Genomic DNA, 13,708 nt, shown 5'->3' on the forward strand with positions numbered 1-13,708 from the left:
GCGGCTCATGCGTCCGCCTCCGCGCCACGCTGGCGCCGGACCAGCCATTCGGAGGCCAGCAAGGCGCCCAGCGAGATCGCCAGCGCCACCGCCGCCAGCCGCCAGATGCCGGCTTCGGCGCCGGGCACCTGCAGCAGGCCGTAGATCGCCGAGGCCAGGGTCTGGGTCTGTCCCGGGATGTTGGAGACGAAGGTGATGGTGGCGCCGAACTCGCCCAGCGCCTTGGCGAAGCCGAGCACGCCGCCGGCGACCACGCCCGGCCACGCCAGCGGCAGGGTGATGGTGAAGAACACCCGCCATGGGCCGGCGCCGAGCGTGGCGGCGGCCGCTTCCAGGCGGCGGTCGGTGGCTTCCAGGGCCAGGCGGATCGCCCGCACCATCAGCGGAAAGCCCATCACTGCGCTGGCCAGCGCCGCGCCGGTCCAGCGGAACGCGAACTGCACGCCGAACTGTTCGAACAGCCAGCCGCCGATCGGACCCTGTAGGCCGAACAGCTGCAACAGCGCATAGCCGGTGACGATCGGCGGCATCACCAGCGGCAGGTGCAGTAGCGCGTCCAGCAAGGCCTTGCCGAAGAAGCGGCGCCGCGCCAGCAGCCAGCCGCAGGCCACCGCGAACGGCAGGCTGGCCAGCGCCGCGACCAGCGCCACCTTGACGCTCAGTGCGATCGCGGTCAGTTCCTGCGCGGTGAAGTCGAACAACGGCAGGCCTCAGTGGGCGAGCGAGAATCCGTGGCGACGGAAGATCGCCTGCGCCGGTGGCGTGCCCAGCCAGCGCACGAACTCTGCGGCGGCCTTGCCTTGCGTGCTCGCGCGCAGCGGCGCCACCGGATACACGATCGGTGCATGGCTGTCGGCGGGGAAAGTCGCCACCACCCGCACCTTCGGCTCGGCCTGGGCGTCGGAGCCGTAGACGATGCCCAGCGGGGCTTCGCCGCGCGCCACCAGCATCAGCGCGCTGCGCACGCTCTCGCTCTCGGCCAGGCGCGGCTGCACGCTGTCCCACTGGCCCAGCGCCTGCAGCGCGGCGCGTGCGTACTTGCCTGCGGGCACGCTGGCGGTCTGGCCGACTGCCAGCCGCCCCTGGGCACCGAGCGCGGCGAGCAGCGCGCCGGGCTTGCGCAGATCGACCTGCGCCGTGCTGGCGGCCGGCGCCACCAGTACCAGGGTGTTGCCGAGCAGATCGCGGCGCTGCGCCGGGTCGATCAGCTTGCGCTGCTGCAGGTAGTCCATCCATTCCTGGTCGGCGGACACGAATACGTCCGCCGGCGCGCCCTGTTCCACCTGCCGGGCCAGCGTGGAGCTGGCGGCGTAGGACACCTGTACCGGGGTGCCGTGCGCTTGCTGGTAGGCGCTGGCGGCCTCGTCCAGCGATTCCTTGAGGCTGGCGGCGGCGAACACGGTCAGCGGGGTTTGCGCGGCGGCCGATGGCAGCGCGATGGCGGCGGCGAGGACGAACAGGCACAAGCGGCGCAGGAAACGAGGCATGAGCGGCTCCAGAGGATCAGGGGGTGATGACGGTGATCGCGCGAACCTGGCGCACCCATCGCGCCGGCCGTTGGTCCTGCGGCACGATCAGGCGCAGTGGCCCCGCGTCGGCCGCGAGTGGCTCGCCACCGCAGCGGTCGACCAGCAGCACGCGCCGCGCCCCCAGGGTCGGGTCCAGCTCGGCCAGGGCGAACACGGCGGTGTAGCCGTCGCGTGCGACGACCTCGATCCGGCGTTGCAACTGCGCGCCACGCAGCGGCTCGGTCGGCATCGCGTGTTGCGCCTGCAACAGGGCGGCGAGCGCCACGCCTTCGCAGTCCAGGCGCTGGCCGTGCGCCTGCGCGACGATCCGCTCGCGTGGAACCGCGGCCAGCGCGGTCGGGTCGAGGGCGATGGGCAGGGCGCCGGCGGCGTGCGTTGCGGCGTCGCCGGGCGCGGGTGCGGTCTGCGCCCGGGTCTGCATGCAGACAAGGCTCAGGCAGAGCAGGGCGAGTAAGCGGGATCGTTGCATGCCCGCATCCTAGCGTCTTCAGTGCGTGGGCGGTGCCAGATCGTCGGTGCGGCCGGCCTGGATATTGGCGCGCACCGATGGCTGCATCAGCCGCGGCTCGGCCAGCGTGGCATCGCGCGCCTGGCGCAAGGCCACGAAGGCCGCTTCGTCGATGCCGTCGCGCACGTGGATGTTGGCGCGGCGCTGTTCGCCGATGCTGGTCTGGCAGGCGACCGCGCGGCCGCCGGCGCCGTAGTCGTGGCACACGAACACGCGCGTCGCCTCCGGCAGTGCGTACAGCCGCTGGATCGAGCGGTACAGCGTGGCCGCGTCGCCGCCGGGGAAATCGCAGCGCGCGGTGCCGCTGTCGGGCATGAACAGCGAATCGCCCGGGAACAGCGCATCGCCGATCAGGTAGGCGACGCTGTCGCCGGTGTGGCCGGGTACCGCGATCACCTGCGCCTGCAGTCCGCCGATCGCGAAGTGCTCGCCATCGGCGAACAGGTGATCGAAGCCGCAGCGCGCCTGCGTTTGCGCCTCTGTGTCCAAGCCGAACTGCGGCGCGAAGCGGGCGCGCACCTCGCGGATGCCGTCGCCGATCGCCAGCGTCGCCTGTGGCCAGCGCTGCTTGAACCATTGCGCCGCGGAGACATGGTCGGCGTGGGCGTGGGTTTCGAGGATCCAGTGCAAGTGCAACCCACGCTCGGCCAGGCACTCGGCCAGGGCCTGCGCCGGTGCGTCGTCCAGCGCGCCGCTTTGCGGGTCGTAGCCCACCACCGGGTCGATCACCGCGGCGTCCTGGCCATCCTCGACCACATAGCTCCAGGTGCCGGAACCGGCATGGTGGAAGGGATGGACGTGCGGACGCTGGCTCATCGATCGCTCCTGGTGGCGGCGGGTGGCGCGGCGCTGCAGTAGATGCCGTGCAGCACCTCGAGGATGCGCTGCACCGGGCCGGGCACCAGCGAATAATAGATGGTCTGGCCGTCGCGACGGGTCTGCACCAGCCCATCCTCGCGCAGCAGCGCCAGATGTTGCGATAGCGCCGACTGGCTCAACTCCACGCGTGCGTTGAGTTCACCGACCGATTGTTCGCTGTCCACCAACAGACACAACAGCAGCAGCCGCTTCTCGTTGCCGAGCGCCTTCAGCAGGCGTGCGGCCTCGCTGGCGTGCGCACGCATCGCGGCAGGATCCAGGGCGGGCGCGGCGCGGCGCGGCATGGGCTCAGAAATCGACCGGGCCGCCGGCCGCGGTCCAGCCGAGGAAGCCACCGGTCAGCGAGCGCACCGCGGTGTAGCCCAGGTGCTGCAGGCTCAGCGCCGCCAGCGTGGAGCGGCCGCCGCTGGCGCAGTACAGCAGGATCGGCTGGTCGCGCCGGGCCAGCGCCGGATCGGCGTCGAGGCGGAATTCGAGGATGCCGCGCGGGATGTTGATGGCGTTGGGCAGGTGGCCCATGGCGAACTCGCCGGGTTCGCGCACGTCGATGATCCATTCGCCGGGCAGCGGCGTGGCGGCGGCATCGGTGTGGACGGGGGTTTCGTGGATTTGCGCGCGTGCGCGATCGACCAGGGCTTGAGCGGAGGAGACGGGCATTGGGGGTGCTCGGCGGGAAAGTGTGCACATCATATCAGTTGACTCTAATATAAGAAAATTCTAATTTATCTCGCGGCCAGCCTCGCGCGGTCGCAACCGCCGCCGCGGGGCATCGCCCGTCGACGGCGCAAACCTGCCTTTCCTTCTGGAGTTCGATCATGCATGTGCGTCGTTGGCCGATCTGGGACGCGGAGAACGCCGGACGGCGGCGCTGCACGGGCACGACTGCCGCCATGCCGTTGCGCCGGAGCGTCCGCGCGACGCTGCCCGCTGTGTTCGCGTCGCTGGCCATGCTGGCGCTCGCCGGCTGCCGCCATGACGCCGCTGCCATTGCGCTGCCGCCATTGCCGGTGCTGGCGACCGCGCCGGTGGAAGCCGTGGCGATAGGGTCCCGCTCCTGGGACGGCGTGGTCGCCGCGGTGGAACATGCGGAGCTGAGCGCGCAGACCGGCGGTCGGGTGCGCAGCGTCGTGGTGGACGTGGGCGATCGGGTCGCCGCCGGCCAGGTGCTGCTGCAACTGAGCGCGGTGGAACAGCGCGCCGGTGTCGACAGCGCACAGGCGCAGCTGCGCGCTGCCATGGCCAGCGCCGGCGAGGCCGAGGCCAGCTACCGCCGCTATGCCGCCCTGGCCGACGCGCAGTACGTGTCGCGCGCACAACTGGATCAGGCCCGCGCCACCCGCGATGCGGCCAGCGCGGCCCGCGCCGCGGCCGCCGCGCAACTGGCCCAGGCGCAACAGCCGGCCGAGTACACGCTGGTGCGCGCGCCGTTTGCCGGGGTGATCAGTGCGCGCCAGGTGCAGCCGGGCGAGGCGGTGGCGGCCGGGCAGGCGTTGCTGTCGCTGTACGTGCCCGGCGCGCAGCGCATCGAGGTGCAGGTGCCGCAGTCCGATGCGGAGGCGATCCGTGCCGCGCCGCGCGCGCAGGTGCGGCTGGATGATGGGCGCAGCCTGCAGGTTCCGCAGGTGGCGGTGTTCCCCACCGCCGATCCGCGCAGCCACAGCGTGACGGTGCGGGTGCCGCTGCCGGCGCTGCAGCCGGCCCCGGCGCCGGGCACCACGGCCAAGGTCGGCTTTGCGCTGGTCGTCGGCGCTGCCGCGGAGGCGGTGCCGTTGAGCATTCCACGCTCGGCGTTGTTGCAGCGAGGCGAGCTAAGCGCCGTCTATGTCCTGGCCGATGGGCGGCTGATCCTGCGTCAGCTGCGGATCGGGCGGCGCGATGCACAGCGGGTGGAAGTGCTGGCCGGGTTGCGCGCGGGCGAGCGTGTGGTGCGCGACCCGGTCGCCGCCGGACAGGCGCTGGCGGCGCAGCGGCGCACGCTGGCGGAGCGCTGAGATGGGCATGTCCGGGCGCCTGGCGGCGTTCTTCCAGGCCAATCCGCTCACGCCACTGCTGGCCCTGCTCGGCCTGCTGCTCGGCCTGGCCGCGGTGGCGGTCACCCCGCGCGAAGAAGAGCCGCAGATCGACGTGACCATGGCCAATGTATTCGTCGCCTTGCCCGGCGCCGATGCGCGCGAAGTCGAGCAATTGCTGAGCACGCCGCTGGAACAGAAGCTCGACGAGATCGAAGGCATCAAGCACGTGTACTCGGTCAGCCGCCCTGGCCAGGCGGTGCTGACCGTCGAGTTCGAGGTCGGGGTGCCGCGCCAGACCGCCCTGGTGCGCCTGTACAACCAGGTGTATTCCAACCTGGACGTGCTGCCGACGCGGATGGGCGCGAGCGCGCCGCTGATCAAGCCCAAGGGCATCGACGACGTGCCGGTGATGAGCGTGACCCTGTGGAGCGACGATCCGCAGCACAGCGCCGCGGACCTGGGCGCGATCGCGCGCACGCTGGAAACCGAACTCAAGCGCATTCCCGGCACGCGCGACATCTACAGCATCGGTGCGCCGCCGCGGGTGCTGACGGTGACCCTGGACCCGGCGCGGCTGGCCGCATACGACCTCACCGTGGCCGACCTCGGTCAGGCGCTGCAGGGCGCGAACGTGGTGCGCCAGCTCGGCGACCGGATCGGCGGCGGCCGCGCGGTGCCACTCAGTGCCGGCCGCTTCCTGGCCGATGCCGATACGGTGCGCGACCTGGTGATCGGCATGCACGGTGGCCAGCCGCTGCAGTTGCGTGACGTGGCGCAGGTGCAGGCCGGCGCCGACCTGCCCGATGCGTATGTGTGGTACAGCGCGCCGGCCGCGCGCGGCGGGCCGGCGCAGGGACGAGCGCCGGCGGTGACCCTGGCCATCGCCAAGAAGCCGGGGAGCGACGCCTCGGCGCTCACCCGCGCGGTGAGTGCGCGCCTGCAGGCATTGCGTGGCGAGCTGCTGCCGCAGGGCGTGCATGCGGAGGTCACGCGCGACTATGGCGCCAGCGCGGCGGCCAAGGCCGGCAAGCTGATCCACAAACTGGTGTTTGCCACCGCCTCGGTGGTGCTGCTGGTGCTGTTCGCGCTGGGCTGGCGCGAGGCCATCGTGGTCGGCAGCGCGGTGGTGCTGACCCTGGCGCTCACGCTGTTCGCCTCGTGGGCGATGGTGTTCACCCTCAATCGCGTGTCGTTGTTCGCGCTGATCTTCTCGATCGGCATCCTGGTCGATGACGCCATCGTGGTGGTCGAGAACATCCACCGCCATCTCCGTGCCGGTGGCAAGACCCTGCGCGAGGCGATTCCGCCGGCGGTGGACGAAGTCGGCGGTCCGACCATCCTCGCCACGTTCACCGTGATCGCGGCGCTGATGCCGATGGCCTTCGTCAGCGGCCTGATGGGGCCGTACATGCGGCCGATCCCGATCAATGCCTCGGTCGGCATTCTGTTGTCGCTGGCGATCGCGCTGGTGGTGACGCCGTGGCTGGCGCTGAAGCTGCTGAAACGCCATGTGCCGGTACAAGCCGCGCAGGCAGAGGCGGGGGGCGACGCGCCGCCGCGCCTGCAGCGCCTGTTCGCGCGCTTGCTGCACCCGTTCCTGGATCCGGTCCGCGGCGCGCGGCGGCGCGGCTGGCTGTTCGCCGGCATCGCCGCCCTGCTGCTGGCCGCGGTGGGCCTGGTCGGGCTGCAGTGGGTGGTACTGAAGATGCTGCCGTTCGACGACAAGTCCGAACTGCAGATCGTGGTCGACTTGCCCGAGGGCAGCACCCTGCAAGAGACCGACGCGCTGTTGGTGGAACTGTCCGGCGTGCTCGAGCGCACGCCGGAGGTGCATGATTACCAGGGCTACGCCGGTACCTCGGCGCCGGTCAACTTCAATGGTCTGGTGCGCCAGTACTTCCTGCGCAGCGGCAACAACGTCGGCGACCTGCAGGTGAACCTGGTCGACAAGCACCAGCGCACGCGCCATAGCCACGCCATCGCCCGTGCGCTGCGGCCGCCGCTGGCAGCGATCGCGCGACGGCATGGCGCCTCGCTGAAGGTGGTGGAAGTGCCGCCGGGGCCGCCGGTGCTGGCGCCGTTGGTGGCCGAGGTGTACGGGCCGGACTATGCGCGCAGCCGCCAGATCGCCCTGGCGCTGGCGCAGCGCTTCCTGCGCACGCCGAACGTGGTCGATGTCGACACCAGCGTGGAGAGCGCGGCCAGCCGCGAAACGCTGGTGGTGGACCGGGTCCGCGCCGCCCGCCTTGGCGTGAGCCAGGCGGCTGTCGCAGACGCCCTGGCCACGGCCGTGCAGGGCCTGGACGTCACCTGGCTGCACGATGGCGCCTCCAAGGTGGCACAGCCGGTGCGGCTGCGCCTGCCGGCTGCCGATCAGGCCGCCAGTGCACGCCTGCTGGCGCTGCGCGTGCGCGGCGGCGATGGGCAACTGGTGCCGTTGTCGGAACTGGTGACGGTGCAGCGCCTGCCCTGGGACGACAGCATCGCGCACAAGGACCTGCGGCCGGTGGTGTACGTCACCGGCGACGAAGCCGGGCGCCTGGATAGCCCGCTGTACGGCATGTTCGACCTGGTCGGGCAACTGCGCCGGCCCCAGCCCGGCAGCCAGGCGCTGCAGCAGCACTTCATCGCGCCGCCGGCCGACACCGGCGATTTCGCGGTGAAGTGGGACGGCGAATGGCAGATCACCTACGAGACCTTCCGCGACATGGGCATCGCCTACGCGGTCGGCCTGTTGCTGATCTATCTGCTGGTGGTGGCGCAGTTCCGCAGCTATCTGCTGCCGCTGGTGATCATGGCGCCGATTCCGCTGACGGTGATCGGAGTGATGCCGGGCCACGCCCTGCTCGGCGCGCAGTTCACCGCGACCAGCATGATCGGCATGATCGCGCTGGCCGGCATCATCGTGCGCAACTCGATCCTGCTGGTGGACTTCATTCGTCATGCCTTGGCGCAAGGGCGAAGCGCCGAACAGGCGGTGATCGAGGCCTGCGCGGTGCGCGCGCCGCCGATCGTGCTGACCGGCCTGGCGGCGATGCTGGGCGCGTTGTTCATCCTCGACGATCCGATCTTCAACGGCCTGGCGGTGGCGCTGCTGTTCGGCATCCTGGTCAGCACCGCGCTGACCCTGCTGGTCATCCCGCTGTTGTACTACCCGCTGGCGCGGCGCGAAGCGGCGACGTGAGCGCGACGATGCGTCCACATCCCGTTCCCGGTGCCGGCGTAGAGTCGCAAGTCCCTTCTTCGCAGTGGAGCCTCCGCCATGCCCATCGGCGATCCGATCCGCGTCACCCTGGAGCAGGACACGGACTTCGCGTTCCGTATCCGCTTCGACGAAACCGCGCTGGAGCCCTGGCTGAGCGACGAAGCCGCGCCGCTGGGCCAGGAGCGCGGCCCCAATCCCACGCGCATCCTGCTGGCCGGCATCGCCAATTGCCTGGCGGCGAGCCTGTTGTTCGCGATGCGCAAGTACAAGAACGATCCGGCCGGTGTGGTCGCGCACATCACCGCCACGCCGATGCGCAATCCGGAGGGGTTCTGGCGCATTCCGCAGGCATCGGTGGAACTGCAGTTGCCCGGCGCCAACCAGGACTACGCGCAACTGGAGCGGATCCTCGCCCAGTTCGAGCAGTTCTGCGTGGTCACCCAGAGCGTGCGCCAGGGCATCGACGTGCAGGTCACCGTCAAGGATGCGCAGGGCACCGTGCTGCTCGGTGACAAGAGCATCGAGGCCGGGGCATGAGCGAGCCGCTGCATGTCGCCTGCCCGCACTGCGCCGCGCTCAATCGCGTGCCGGGCGAGAAGCTGTCGGCGTCGCCGCAGTGCGGGCGCTGCCATCGCGGTTTGTTCGACGCCACGCCGGTGACGCTGACTGCGGACAACTTGGCCGCGCATGCCGAACGCAGCGATCTTCCCCTGCTGGTGGACGTCTGGGCGCCGTGGTGCGGCCCGTGCCGGACCATGGCCCCGCATTTCGCCGCTGCTGCGGCGCAACTGGAGCCGCAATTGCGCCTGGGCAAGCTCGACAGCGACGCGCAGCCGGCGCTGGCCGGGCGCTTCGGGATTCGCAGCATTCCGACGCTGATTCTCCTGCGGCAGGGACGCGAACTCGGCCGGCACAGCGGCGCCATCGGCACCGCCGAGATCGTGCGCTGGGTGCGGGCGCAGCTGGGCGTGGCGTAAGAAGTGCTCTTGTAGGAGCGGCTTCAGCCGCGATGTGCTTTCCCAGGCAAGCCCATCGCGGCTGAAGCCGCTCCTACCCTGTGCGCCGCGCTTACTTGCCCAGCGCTGCGTTCAATGTTGCCGCCAGGTCGGCGCCGGCCTGGCGCAATTGCGCCTCGGCGACCGGGCGCCAGGTCGTCACGTAATCGGCCGGCAGCTTGGCGCCAGGCGGATAGAAGCCCGGGCGCATCATGATCTTGCAGGAGGCCTCGGCCCAGGCGGCCGCTGGCGGCGGCAGTGCGCTGCCGGCCGGGGACGGCGCCGGTAACGGCTGCTTTTCCAGCTCGGCCAGGTAGGCCTGTTCGTCGAGTCCACGGCTGCGCAGCAGGCCGCTGTCCCACAGCGCGTGCAGATTGGTGCCCTTGCCATCGAACTGGATCTGCACGGTGTTGGCGCCCTTGTCGCGGGCGTAGCCGGCATGCAGCGGCTGCTGCACGTCGCCGGCGAAATGCACGACGAACTTCAGTGCCTGCACGCGCGCGGCCTGCGGCTGGCTGCGATCGGCGAGGATCGCGGCCTGGCGGCGCAGCGCTTCGACCGCGCAGTTGCCGTCCGGGCAGTCGCGGGTCTGTTCGTAGTGGCAGTCGTTCTCGGCCAGGTTGACGTAGTGCCAGCGCGCGCTGCGCTTGCCCAGGTCGGGATCGTGTTCGCGGAGCTGGTCGGCCCAGTTGGCCACGCCGGCCAGGGTCGGTTCGGGTTCGCCCTGCAGCAGGGCCTGGACCTGGGCGCGGGCTTCCGGGGTGAGTTGGGTGTCGGCGAGATCGGCGACTAGGCGGTGGCCCAGCGGGCCCCAGGCGAAAGCGGCGGACGGCGCGGCGGCGAGGGCCGCGGCAAGCGCGGTGCAAACGAGGGAAGAGGTTTTCATGCGCGGATTCTAGCCGGCGACGACGACGCGGCCATGACCCGCGCCGGGTCCGTTGCGCTGCGGCTCAGCGTGGCGACAACGTGGCGCGGCAGGTGTGCCGGCTGCCCAGGGCCGCCTTGGACGCGGCCCGATGCGCTGGCTCAGAAATACATCAGGTAGGCGACGCCGTAGGTGACCGGATCGAGCTTGGCCTTGCCGAGCTTGCTGCCATCGACCTCCACGTCGCTGCGCATGCCGGTCCAGCGCGCGTCCACGCGGATCGCGCTGCGCTCGCCCACGGCGAAGTCCACGCCCGTATGCAGCGCCGGGCCGACGCTGTCCTTGAACTTCACGTCATTGGACGAAAATGCGCCCTTGCCGTCGCTGCCGAGGAAGGCGGTGTAGTTGAGGCCGGCGCCGACGAACGGGGAGATGTCGCCGTTGCCGTTGAAGTGGTATTGCAGCGAGATGGTGGGCGACAGCATCCAGGCGCTGCCGATATCGCCGCCGCGGTCCACGCCGATCTTCTGCTGGCCGACCAGGCCCTGGATCTCCAGGCCGAGGTTGCCGCGGAAGAAGTACTCGTAACTGAACGACACGGCCGGCGCGGTGTCGGCGTCGAAGCGCTGGTCGCTGCCGCGCAGCGTGCCGTTGGAGCCGCCCGGCACCATGCCGTGCAGGCCGTAGCTGGTGGTGAAATGGCCGGCCGATTGCGCCGCAGCGGGCAGGGCGATGCTGGCGATGGCGGCGACGGCAAGGCGACGGAACAGGCGTGGCGGCATGGGAGACCCCGGTGGACGACGAGTGGGCGGATGCGAACCCGGTGTCGGCCCGGCGGGCGCCGATCCACATCCGTGTGGCGCGTAGTCTGCCAGAGAAGCGCCGCGGACGCGCTGCGGCCGGCGTGTCCGCGTGCGTGGCCGCTGCCGACCTGGCGCCCGACCGGTGCCCGGGATGGCGCCACCGCGGCGAACGGCGCCAGTCCTGTCGGCGCCGTCGCACATGGCGGCGGCGCCGGAGCCTTTTCAGAACTTCATCACGTAGGCCAGGCCGTACACCAGCGGATCGATGTGCGCGGTGCCCAGGTCGCTGCCGTTGACCTTCACCTTGCTGTCGATGTCGATCCAGCGCATGTCCACGCGCAGCGCCGATTTTTCGGTGAGCGCGATGTCCACGCCCGCGTGCGCGGCCAGGCCCCAGGAGTCGTCCAGCTTGAGCTTGCTGCCGGCCAGCGCGCCGGTGGTCTTCTCGCTGAAGAAGGTGGTGTAGTTGAGGCCGGCGCCGACGAACGGCGAGACCTTGCCGGCACTGTTGAAGTGGTACTGCAGCGACACCACCGGCGGCAGATGCTTGGTGCTGCCGACCTTGCCCACGCCCTTGACGCTGATGTCGTGCTCGAACGGCAGCGCGGCCAGTACTTCCACGCCCAGGTTCTGCTGCACGAAATACTCGAAGGTCACCGTCGGGCGGATGTTGCTGTCGATGCGCAGCGGCAGGGTGCCGCCGGCCAACGCGCCGTTGTCGGACTTCGGATTGACCTGGTGGGCGCCGATGCCGATGGTCCAGTCGCCTTGCGACTGCGCCAGCGCCGGCAGGGCGCACAGGGTCAGGGCGGCGGCCAGGCCGGTGAGCAGGAAGGGGGAGGGGGTACGCATGGTGGAGTCTCGGTTGGGTGTGGGCGCAGTGTCCGGCGCGGGGCACCGTGGCGCCTTGATCCTGATCAAACCGGCGTGTCCGGCGGGGCGCGGCTGGCCTGCTAGAATGGGATTTCCCCTTCCATCCGCCGCGCCAGGCGCGGCCGCAGGAGCTACTGAAATGGCAATCAAGGTCGGCATCAACGGTTTCGGTCGCATCGGGCGCAACGTGCTGCGCTCGGCGGTGCAGAATTTCGGCAGCGACATCGAGATCGTCGCCATCAACGACCTGCTGGAGCCGGATTATCTGGCCTACATGCTGCAGTACGACTCCGTGCACGGCCGCTTCGAGGGCGAGGTGTCGGTCGACGGCGGCCACCTGCTGGTCAACGGCAAGAAGATCCGCCTGACCCAGGAACGCGATCCGGCGGCGCTGAAGTGGGGCGAGGTCGGCGTGGACGTGGTGATCGAATCCACCGGCCTGTTCCTGACCAAGGAAACCGCGCAGAAGCATCTGGACGCCGGCGCCAAGAAGGTGATCCTGTCGGCGCCTTCGAAGGACGACACGCCGATGTTCGTCTACGGCGTCAACGACAGCACCTATGCCGGCCAGGCCATCGTCTCCAACGCCAGCTGCACCACCAACTGCCTGGCGCCGCTGGCCAAGGTGATCAACGACAAGTGGGGCATCAAGCGTGGCCTGATGACCACCGTGCACGCCGCCACCGCCACCCAGAAGACCGTGGACGGCCCGAGCAACAAGGATTGGCGCGGCGGCCGCGGCATCCTGGAGAACATCATTCCGTCCAGCACCGGCGCGGCCAAGGCGGTCGGCGTGGTGATCCCGGAGTTGAACAAGAAGCTCACCGGCATGAGCTTCCGCGTGCCGACCTCGGACGTGTCGGTGGTCGACCTGACCGTGGAACTGGAGAAGCCGGCCACCTACGCCGAGATCTGCGCCGAAGTGAAGGCGCAGAGCGAAGGCGCGCTGAAGGGCATTCTCGGCTACACCGAGGACAAGGTGGTGGCCACCGATTTCCGCGGCGACGCACGCACCTCGATCTTCGATGCCGATGCCGGCATCGCCCTGGATAGCACCTTTGTCAAGCTGGTGTCCTGGTACGACAACGAGTGGGGCTACTCCAACAAGTGCCTGGAAATGGTCAAGGTGGTGGCGAAGTAAGACGCCTGGCGTCGTTCGCCGAGTGCGGACGGCGCGGCCTTGTGGCATCGACCGCGGCGGCGTGCCGCCGCCGGTCGAACGCCCGCGACACCGCGAACGGACGCAAACAAAAAGGAGCGCATCGGCGCTCCTTTTTGCTGTGATAGGGCGTGGCGTGATGGGCTTTGCCGTCGCGACGGCGGCCCGACTGCTGCGGATGGAGACGGCGCGATGAGCACCGGCTCCGTCTCAGCCGCCGTTACAGCGCGTCCTTGGAGACGTTGCTTTCGCTCTGCTGGTAATCGGTGACTACGCCCTTGGCATCGAACTCCACTTCCAGGTCGTACGACTTGACGTTGCGCGCGCCGACACCATGCTCCTGCGCCTCGTTGACCGCAGGGCCGGTGTAGTAACCGGGCAGCATGCGCTTCAGCAGGCCGGTGGCGGTCTTGCGCGCCTTCTCGCCGTGGGATTCGCTGGGGCGATAGCTCCAAGACTTCTCGTAACCGCCTTCTTTCCCGGAGGTCCTGGAGACATAGGTGGGCTCGCCATAGATGGCGCGCACCTGCTCCCTGGTGGTCTTGCCGATGACGATGTTCTTCTTGACCGCATCAGGGGTGTAGAGCGCTGGATTGTCGACCTTTTCGGCCAGGGCGGGAGCGGCGAAGGACGCGGCCAGCAGCGTCGAGATCAGCAGGGTGCGAAAGGGTTTCATGGTCATGTCCGTTTACCTGGGGAGTGGCGTCTGCAATCCAGCGTGCACCGGTCGCGTCGAGGCGATGCGTCGGTCCGGCATCAGCGCGGCGCAACGAGCTTAGGCATGGCGAAATGACGCCGTCAATACGGCATGCAGCGGCGTTCAGGCAGCGACGACACCTGTGTCGGCGATGCTCGTGGCCGGATCGCGAACGCGATGCGG

The 13,708-nt window shown here is 69.9% G+C and carries 15 protein-coding genes; 5 read left to right on the forward strand and 10 right to left on the reverse strand.

Annotation, left to right across the window (positions count from 1 at the left end; translation table 11 throughout):
- Nucleotides 1-5 precede the first annotated feature (5 nt).
- The 6 genes from modB to QN245_RS05150 are packed head-to-tail and all read right to left on the reverse strand — an operon-like array spanning nucleotide 6 to nucleotide 3,573.
- Entirely contained in the window at nucleotides 6-701 is a 696-nt protein-coding gene (gene modB, locus QN245_RS05125) for a molybdate ABC transporter permease subunit (RefSeq protein ID WP_184645369.1), read from the reverse strand.
- A 9-nt stretch (nucleotides 702-710) separates the two neighbouring features.
- Nucleotides 711-1,487 carry a molybdate ABC transporter substrate-binding protein gene (gene modA, locus QN245_RS05130; protein ID WP_184645371.1) on the reverse strand — a complete coding sequence of 259 codons (777 nt, stop codon included), beginning with the start codon at nucleotides 1,485-1,487 and terminating at the stop codon, nucleotides 711-713.
- A 16-nt stretch (nucleotides 1,488-1,503) separates the two neighbouring features.
- Complete coding sequence (locus QN245_RS05135) at nucleotides 1,504-1,998, reverse strand: molybdopterin-binding protein (RefSeq protein ID WP_160965430.1); 495 nt, start codon at nucleotides 1,996-1,998, stop codon at nucleotides 1,504-1,506.
- Nucleotides 1,999-2,016: 18 nt separating this feature from the next.
- Nucleotides 2,017-2,853, reverse strand: coding sequence for an MBL fold metallo-hydrolase (locus tag QN245_RS05140; RefSeq protein WP_317844724.1), 837 nt, complete (start codon nucleotides 2,851-2,853; stop codon nucleotides 2,017-2,019).
- Nucleotides 2,850-3,200, reverse strand: coding sequence for an ArsR/SmtB family transcription factor (locus QN245_RS05145; protein WP_184447052.1), 351 nt, complete (start codon nucleotides 3,198-3,200; stop codon nucleotides 2,850-2,852). The genes QN245_RS05140 and QN245_RS05145 overlap by 4 nt, the downstream gene beginning before the upstream one ends.
- 4 nt (nucleotides 3,201-3,204) lie before the next feature.
- A complete protein-coding gene (locus QN245_RS05150) occupies nucleotides 3,205-3,573 on the reverse strand; it encodes a rhodanese-like domain-containing protein (RefSeq protein WP_160965436.1) in 369 nt (122 codons plus the stop codon).
- A gap of 233 nt (nucleotides 3,574-3,806) precedes the next feature.
- On the opposite strand from QN245_RS05150, the gene QN245_RS05155 reads away from it, so the two are divergent.
- From QN245_RS05155 to trxC, 4 genes are all read left to right on the forward strand, one after another.
- Nucleotides 3,807-4,907: an efflux RND transporter periplasmic adaptor subunit gene (locus tag QN245_RS05155; RefSeq protein WP_317844725.1), complete on the forward strand. Its 1,101-nt coding sequence runs from the start codon at nucleotides 3,807-3,809 to the stop codon at nucleotides 4,905-4,907.
- Between the two features lies 1 nt (nucleotide 4,908).
- Nucleotides 4,909-8,112, forward strand: coding sequence for an efflux RND transporter permease subunit (locus QN245_RS05160; protein ID WP_317844726.1), 3,204 nt, complete (start codon nucleotides 4,909-4,911; stop codon nucleotides 8,110-8,112).
- Nucleotides 8,113-8,190: 78 nt separating this feature from the next.
- On the forward strand, nucleotides 8,191-8,670 hold the full coding sequence (locus tag QN245_RS05165; RefSeq protein WP_160965442.1) for an OsmC family protein: 480 nt from the start codon (nucleotides 8,191-8,193) through the stop codon (nucleotides 8,668-8,670).
- Nucleotides 8,667-9,110 (forward strand): thioredoxin TrxC, encoded by a 444-nt coding sequence (gene trxC / locus QN245_RS05170; RefSeq protein ID WP_317844727.1) that lies wholly within the window; start codon nucleotides 8,667-8,669, stop codon nucleotides 9,108-9,110. Before QN245_RS05165 ends, trxC begins: the two co-directional genes overlap by 4 nt.
- A gap of 91 nt (nucleotides 9,111-9,201) precedes the next feature.
- Here the strand turns inward: trxC and QN245_RS05175 are convergent, their stop codons facing one another.
- The 3 genes from QN245_RS05175 to QN245_RS05185 form a co-directional block, all read right to left on the reverse strand.
- Nucleotides 9,202-10,014: a S1/P1 nuclease gene (locus tag QN245_RS05175; RefSeq protein ID WP_317844728.1), complete on the reverse strand. Its 813-nt coding sequence runs from the start codon at nucleotides 10,012-10,014 to the stop codon at nucleotides 9,202-9,204.
- A gap of 140 nt (nucleotides 10,015-10,154) precedes the next feature.
- Nucleotides 10,155-10,775, reverse strand: a complete 621-nt coding sequence (locus QN245_RS05180; protein WP_167088020.1) for an OmpW/AlkL family protein — start codon at nucleotides 10,773-10,775, stop codon at nucleotides 10,155-10,157.
- 243 nt (nucleotides 10,776-11,018) lie between these two features.
- Nucleotides 11,019-11,648 carry an OmpW/AlkL family protein gene (locus QN245_RS05185; RefSeq protein ID WP_160965450.1) on the reverse strand — a complete coding sequence of 210 codons (630 nt, stop codon included), beginning with the start codon at nucleotides 11,646-11,648 and terminating at the stop codon, nucleotides 11,019-11,021.
- 160 nt (nucleotides 11,649-11,808) lie between these two features.
- Here QN245_RS05185 and gap point away from each other — a divergent pair, with 160 nt between their 5' ends.
- Nucleotides 11,809-12,810: a type I glyceraldehyde-3-phosphate dehydrogenase gene (gene gap / locus QN245_RS05190; RefSeq protein WP_152236154.1), complete on the forward strand. Its 1,002-nt coding sequence runs from the start codon at nucleotides 11,809-11,811 to the stop codon at nucleotides 12,808-12,810.
- Between the two features lie 238 nt (nucleotides 12,811-13,048).
- Here the strand turns inward: gap and QN245_RS05195 are convergent, their stop codons facing one another.
- Nucleotides 13,049-13,510 (reverse strand): hypothetical protein, encoded by a 462-nt coding sequence (locus tag QN245_RS05195; RefSeq protein WP_184447044.1) that lies wholly within the window; start codon nucleotides 13,508-13,510, stop codon nucleotides 13,049-13,051.
- Nucleotides 13,511-13,708 lie beyond the last annotated feature (198 nt).

This window comes from Xanthomonas rydalmerensis, assembly GCF_033170385.1.
In the GTDB taxonomy this organism is placed as follows: Bacteria; Pseudomonadota; Gammaproteobacteria; order Xanthomonadales; family Xanthomonadaceae; genus Xanthomonas_A; species Xanthomonas_A rydalmerensis.